Here is a 5945-nt window from a genome sequence, read left to right as displayed (position 1 = left end):
ACTTCCGGCACGACCCCACCTGACGAGCCGTTCGCTGAGAAGGTCCGGGTGCAGGGTGAGGCGCTGCTGGTAAAAATCAAGGAACTTTTGCACGAAGGAAATGTGCAACGGATCGTCGTCAAAGACAGCTCTGGTCACACCGTGATGGAAATCCCCGTAAATGCCGGCGTTGTTGCCGCGATCGTTGCGCCGGTCCTGCTCGCTGTCGCAGCTCTCGCCGCTCTCGCGAGCGATTGGAACATCGAGGTCTATCGATCCGGTCCGAAGGCCGGCGCCGGTGACACGCACACCACCGAGCAGAAATAACGATCGACCGTTGAATCCGGTGCAACAGGATCGTCAACTGACGCCCAGCGCACCTGGTGTTCCGCTGGTCGGGCTGTCGCGCGACGCCGTCGCCGAGCGGGTGGCCAGCGGATTGACAAACACCCCGTCGACCGTGTCAAGCCGCTCGGGATGGAGCATCCTTCGCGACAACGTCCTCACCCTCTTCAACGGCATCGTCGCCGGGAGCTTCGCGCTGCTTCTTGTGCTCGGCCAGTGGCAGGATGCCCTGTTCGGTTTCGCCGCCGTGGGCAACTCGGTGATCGGGGTCGTGCAGGAGTACCGGGCCAAGAGGTTGCTCGACAGTCTCGCCGTACTGAACTCGCCGAAGGCCCGCGTGCTGCGCGATGGAAGGGTGACGGATATCCCGGTTGCTGATGTCGTGATGGATGACATTCTCTTATTGCGCGCCGGCGACCAGGTGAGCGCAGACGCCCACGCGCTCGACTCTGAAGGTCTCGAACTCGACGAGTCCCTTCTCACCGGGGAGTCTGATCCGGTCGAAAAGGCCGCCGGTTCCGAGATTCTCGCTGGCTCCAGCGTCGTGTCGGGTCATGGGCGGGCGAGGGTTACCCGCGTCGGCGACGGCTCGTTCGTGAGCCGACTGACCGTTGAGGCGAAACGGTTTTCACTCGTGAGATCCGAGATCCGCATCGGGCTGAACCGCATCCTGCGCTGGATATCCTGGGCGCTCTTGCCCGTCATGCTGATCGTCGTTAATGGTCAGATGCAGGCGCTCGGGGGCTGGGAGACCGCCATCAGCACGGGCAGTTGGCGCACGGGGGCTGTGGGCGCTGTCGCGGCAGTCATCGCGATGGTTCCGCTCGGACTCGTTTTGCTCACCAGCGTCGCCTTCGCGGTGGCGGGAGTGCGGCTGTCGCGGCAGCAGGTGCTTGTGAGGGAATTGGCCGCAGTGGAGGGGCTGGCCCGCATCGACATGTTGTGCCTGGACAAGACGGGGACCCTCACCGATGGCACGATCGCATTTGATGATGTCCACACTGTCAGTGAGCGGCTGCCTGCGGGGTGGAAGAAGGCTCTCGGCTGGTTCGGTTTTGAGCCGAACGCGAACGCCACCGCGCGCTGCCTCACCACCGCTTTCGCCGAAGGTAAGGAGCTGAAGCCCATCTCGGCTGTCCCGTTCTCGTCACATCGGAAATGGAGCGCCGTGAGCTTCGGCGCATCGAGCGACGCCGTGGGCACCTGGATACTGGGCGCTCCCGAGTTCGTGCTCGGTGTGACCGAGACGGAAACGCTGGCCCGTGCGGCCTGCCTCGCAGCGGAGGGCAAACGAACACTGGTCATCGCCTTCGCGACTACCCCGCTCGCCGTGGAAGCGCTCGGCGAGGTTGCACTGCCACGGGGGATTCGCCCCGTCGCCCTCCTGACGTTCAGGGAACAGGTGCGGCCGGATGCCCGGCAGACCCTGCGCTACTTCCATGATCAGGGAGTTCAGATCCGCATCATCTCCGGGGACGATCCACAGACTGTCGCGGGTGTCGCGGAGCAGGTCGGCATGGGCCCGATAGAGGGCTTCAACGCCACGGACTTACCCGAAAACCTCGAGGAACTGGGTGTGGTGTTGGAGGCCAGGACGGTATTCGGTCGGGTCACGCCAGCGCAGAAGCGCCAGATGATTCTGGCGCTGCAAGCCCGGGGCCACGTGGTCGCGATGACGGGCGACGGGGTCAACGACATCCTGGCCCTCAAGGTTGCCGATATCGGGATCGCGATGAATTCGGCGACGCAGGCGACAAAGTCCGTATCCAGGCTGGTGCTGCTCGATGATCGTTTCGATCGGCTGCCGAGCGTTGTTGCCGAGGGGCGCCGAGCCATCGCCAACATCGAGCGCGTCTCCATGCTCTACCTCGCGAAGACCTCCTATGCGGTCGTGCTCTCCGTCGTATTCGGCGCCCTGCTGTGGGGCTTCCCGTTCCTCCCGCGGCAACTGTCAGTGATCGACGGATTGACAATAGGAATTCCGGCATTCTTCCTCGCCCTCATGTCGAACGGCCGCCGGTATCGTCCCGGTTTCCTGAAACGATCCCTCTCGTTCGCCATTCCGGCGGGAATCATCGTCGCGACCGCCATCGCCTCGCTTCATGTCTATGCCGAGATCGCCGATGACGCTACGGCCGACAGCCGCCGAACTGCGTCTCTAATCACCCTCGCGTTGATCGCGCTCTGGATCTTGGTGGTCGCATCACGACCACTCAGCCTCCGTCGGCTGTTGATCATCGGGTCGGCGTACGTTGGTGTGGCTCTGGTGTTTACCGTCCCGATTTCGACAAGCTTTCTTGGCCTGGATACTCCGCCTCTGCCACTGCTGGCGGCGTCGGCGGTGTGCGTCGTGAGTGGCGCCATCGCGATCGAGATGCTCGCCTGCGTTCATCGCCGCCGACTCGCCGCGACCGGGCGGTCGCGTCATCCTGAGCAGGCACGCTGAGAACGATCGATACAACGATCACTTTCCTGACCAGATATCACGAAAAGTAGTTCCGGCAACAGCCACCTCGAGCCAGTCCCAGAGAGCTCGGCGTCGCTCGGCGTCGAACGTGATTGGCTCGGCATTCGTGATCTCCCCTATTTCGACGTAGCCGTCGTTCATGTCGGGATGCCGGTCCGCCATCGCTAGTTCGACTGCATGCCGCGCGCTGATCGTGGGCGTGCTAGCTCCAGGTAGCACTCGCATGGCGGGCATCAGGTTCTTCCAGACCCAGTTCATGTGCGCGGGTAGGTCTCTGCCCAAACCGGTGCCCGGCACGAGCCCGGGATCGTAGATGTTCACTCGGTAGCCGGACTGACCCCAACGAGCCGCCCAGTCATGCGCCAGAGTCACGAGGGCGAGCTTGCTTGTGGCATAGGCGACACCGCCCTCCGCTCGCTCCTGGGCCTCGCGAGCTGGCTCGGTGTGGTTCGGCACGGCGCTGGCCAGCACCGCAGGCTCACCCCACTGGGGGTCGGGAACCAGATTGAACGAGGCACGCTTTCCTCGATGAGTGGATGACCCCATCACGACCGCATGCGCACGGGGCGAGAGCAGTGGCTCGAGTTCATGCAACATCAGGTGCTGGGCGATGACATTTACGGCAAAGGTTAGTTCGTAGCCCTGCGCGCTCACGTTTCGGCGATTGGTGAACTGAGCACCGGCGTTGAGTATGGCAACATCGATCGGTGCGATCTGGCCTCCATCCGCTGCTTCCTTCAGCACAGTGAAAGCGTGGCGAATGCTCACGAAATCCGCCAGATCGATATGGATGCCGTGGGCGCGCAAGCCATGATCTTGCGCGGTAAGCACGGCTCGGTCGAGAGCATCCGCATCCCGGGCAAGGAGCACAAGGCTGGGTCGCGCCGGATGCGCGAGAAGAGCGTTCAGGATCGCGGCACCGATCCCGCTCGTCGGGGCGGCTTTAGAGCTATTTACCCAACATGGCTACGCCGCTGTCACTGTCGACGACATCGCCAGCCGAGCAGGACTGAGCTCTCGAACGTTCTTCCGCTATTTCCCCGATAAAGAGGAGGTGCTCTTCGCCGATGACGACGATCTGCTCCCCGCGCTTCTCGCGTCCATCGTAGATTCTGACTCCGCCGAGCGCACCGCCGAGCGCGACATGGCTAGCGCTCTCGCAACATTGGCAGCTCTACTCGAACCGCAACGGGAATCGCTGGGATACCGCCAGCGCATCATCGACTCCCAGGTCTCGCTGTCCGGTCGGGAACTCTCGAAGCAGGCTCGCTGGCAACAGCAAGTAATGGAAGCGTTGATCACGCGAGGCTATGCACCCGACGAGGCAGATCTGCTGTCCGCCATCGGCTTTGCCGTGTTCCGACGCGCATTACACACGTGGATCGCCGACCCGGCCGGTCCCGATCTCGGCGCGCGGTTGCGCAAGGCACTTCCGCGCGCACGAACCGTACTCGATGCCGGGGCAGGCTAACGTCGAACCTCTCCGTCGATCGCACTGGTGGACGTGGCCGACAGTGCCACGCCGACCTTGCTCCTACAACGCCGCGCGCCTAGGTCTGCCCGCCGGGCGAGAATCGCACAGACCGACGACAGTTCACGCTGGACGGGCTCGATAGCCGACTCTAGAAATTGCAGTCGAGCGATAGACCGTTCTGCATCATGTGGACGCCGCTACCCATGTATCCGCACGACTGCCAGATCGCCACCACCATGACGATGGAGACGATGGCTGCCATGACTCCCACGACGGTGAGGACGACCGACGTGATCAGCCCTGCCTGGGCGATGGGATTCTTAAAGCCGGCAGCGCTGGATTCCCGCAGCGCGATGGCGCTGACGACGATCCCCGCGAGACTCATGATGAACGCCAGAACCAGCCCGACGATCCCCAGCGTCTGGCCGGGGAAGTTCCCTGTCGTGGTGGCGGTGTTGGGTGCTTCAGTGGTCTGTGTCATGGGGTCTCCCAAAATGTATCTTCGTTGGGGGCGGTGAGCCCCTGACATCCACTCTCGGCACTGGCACGGTTGAATCCCAGTGCCAAAGGTCCCACCATGAGCAATAAAAGGGGATGTGCCACCCGCACCCACTCGCTTCAGATCTTCCTTGTGGATCGACGGCGATGGTGCGGCGACACCGAAGTAAACCGTGACGCTCGGCGGTTCACGTGGTGATGGTACTTCCGTTCGTGCTGGGGTTCCGTGGTCGCGACCAGTTGCTGGGCGGGCCGAGAGAAGAACCACTTCTTAGCGAGCTCGATGAGCACAAGGTAGGTCACGATCATCCCCACGAGAGCGAGAAAGAACGGCACAGGCAGTGCCTGGAAACCCAGAACTCCCGACACCGGCGAGTAGGGAAGCCACACTCCGATCGCAACCGCTCCGAAGGCGGCGAGCACCAACCCGAGAGAGGGCCGACTGCGAAAGAAAGGCACCCGTCGGGTGCGGATGGCGAAGATGATAAGGGTTTGGGTAGCGATGGATTCGATGAACCACCCGGCCTGAAACTCACTCTCACTGGCATGAAAGGCCAGCAGCATGAGGGCGAACGTGGCGAAGTCGAACAGCGAGCTGATGGGGCCGAACAGCAGCATGAATCGACGGATGTAGCGGATATCCCAGTGGGACGGCGCGAACAGTTGTTCCTTGTCAACCCGGTCTCCCGGTATGGCGAGTTGCCCACCATCGTAGAGCAGGTTGTTCAGCAGAATCTGGCCGGGTAGCATCGGCAGGAATGGCAGCACGACGGAGGCGACAGACGCGCTGAACATGTTGCCGAAATTGCTTGAGGTGCCCATGAGCACGTATTTGATGGTGTTGGTGAAGATGCGACGTCCCTCCATCACACCGTCGGCGAGCACTCCGAGATCTTTGTCTAGAAGGATGACGTCTGCGGCATCTTTGGCGACGTCGGCCGCCGATTCCACGGAGATCCCGATGTCGGCCTGATGAAGCGCCAATGCGTCGTTGACGCCGTCGCCGAGAAACGCCACCGACCGCCCTGTGCGGCGAAGCAGTCTGATAATTCGCGCCTTCTGCTCGGGTGAGACTCTGGCGAAGATGGTCGCGGAGGCCGCGGAATGCTTTAGGTCGTCGTCGCTCAGAGCGTCGATGTCGTTACCCGAGAGCGTTCCGGCTGACAGGATGCCGAGGTCTGA

The 5945-nt window shown here is 62.6% G+C and carries 5 protein-coding genes and 2 pseudogenes; 4 read left to right on the top strand and 3 right to left on the bottom strand.

Features of this window, described 5'->3' with window-relative positions:
- Together RMN95_RS12420 and RMN95_RS12415 are read left to right on the top strand one after the other, a co-directional pair.
- On the top strand, positions 1 to 306 hold a 306-nt coding region (locus tag RMN95_RS12420; protein WP_309617222.1), incomplete at its 5' end, for a DUF4342 domain-containing protein.
- Positions 278 to 2770, top strand: a complete 2493-nt coding sequence (locus RMN95_RS12415; RefSeq protein ID WP_309617221.1) for an HAD-IC family P-type ATPase — start codon at positions 278 to 280, stop codon at positions 2768 to 2770. The genes RMN95_RS12420 and RMN95_RS12415, both read left to right, overlap by 29 nt.
- Before the next feature lie 18 nt (positions 2771 to 2788).
- Here RMN95_RS12415 and RMN95_RS12410 read toward each other — a convergent pair.
- Positions 2789 to 3721 (bottom strand): annotated as a pseudogene (locus tag RMN95_RS12410) (SDR family NAD(P)-dependent oxidoreductase); the annotation flags it as partial.
- Here RMN95_RS12410 and RMN95_RS12405 point away from each other — a divergent pair.
- Positions 3666 to 3845 (top strand): annotated as a pseudogene (locus tag RMN95_RS12405) (helix-turn-helix domain-containing protein); the annotation flags it as partial. The pseudogenes RMN95_RS12410 and RMN95_RS12405 sit on opposite strands and share 56 nt — an antisense overlap.
- Entirely contained in the window at positions 3846 to 4262 is a 417-nt protein-coding gene (locus tag RMN95_RS12400; RefSeq protein WP_309617220.1) for a hypothetical protein, read from the top strand.
- A gap of 151 nt (positions 4263 to 4413) precedes the next feature.
- On the opposite strand, the gene RMN95_RS12395 is transcribed toward RMN95_RS12400, so the two are convergent.
- Both RMN95_RS12395 and RMN95_RS12390 read right to left on the bottom strand, forming a co-directional pair.
- Positions 4414 to 4746: a hypothetical protein gene (locus RMN95_RS12395; RefSeq protein WP_309617219.1), complete on the bottom strand. Its 333-nt coding sequence runs from the start codon at positions 4744 to 4746 to the stop codon at positions 4414 to 4416.
- A 137-nt stretch (positions 4747 to 4883) separates the two neighbouring features.
- A partial coding sequence (locus tag RMN95_RS12390; protein ID WP_309617218.1) for an HAD-IC family P-type ATPase occupies positions 4884 to 5945 on the bottom strand: 1062 nt, incomplete at its 5' end.

Origin of the sequence: Salinibacterium sp., from assembly GCF_031364185.1 — a bacterium.
Lineage (GTDB): Bacteria > Actinomycetota > Actinomycetes > Actinomycetales > Microbacteriaceae > Rhodoglobus.
This window is presented reverse-complemented; position numbering and strand designations above follow the sequence as displayed.

What these genes read in the sequence shown, in the direction of transcription:
- RMN95_RS12395 (WP_309617219.1), bottom strand. Translation starts at nt 4,746, where the DNA reads ATGACACAGACCACTGAAGCACCCAACACCGCCACCACGACAGGGAAC.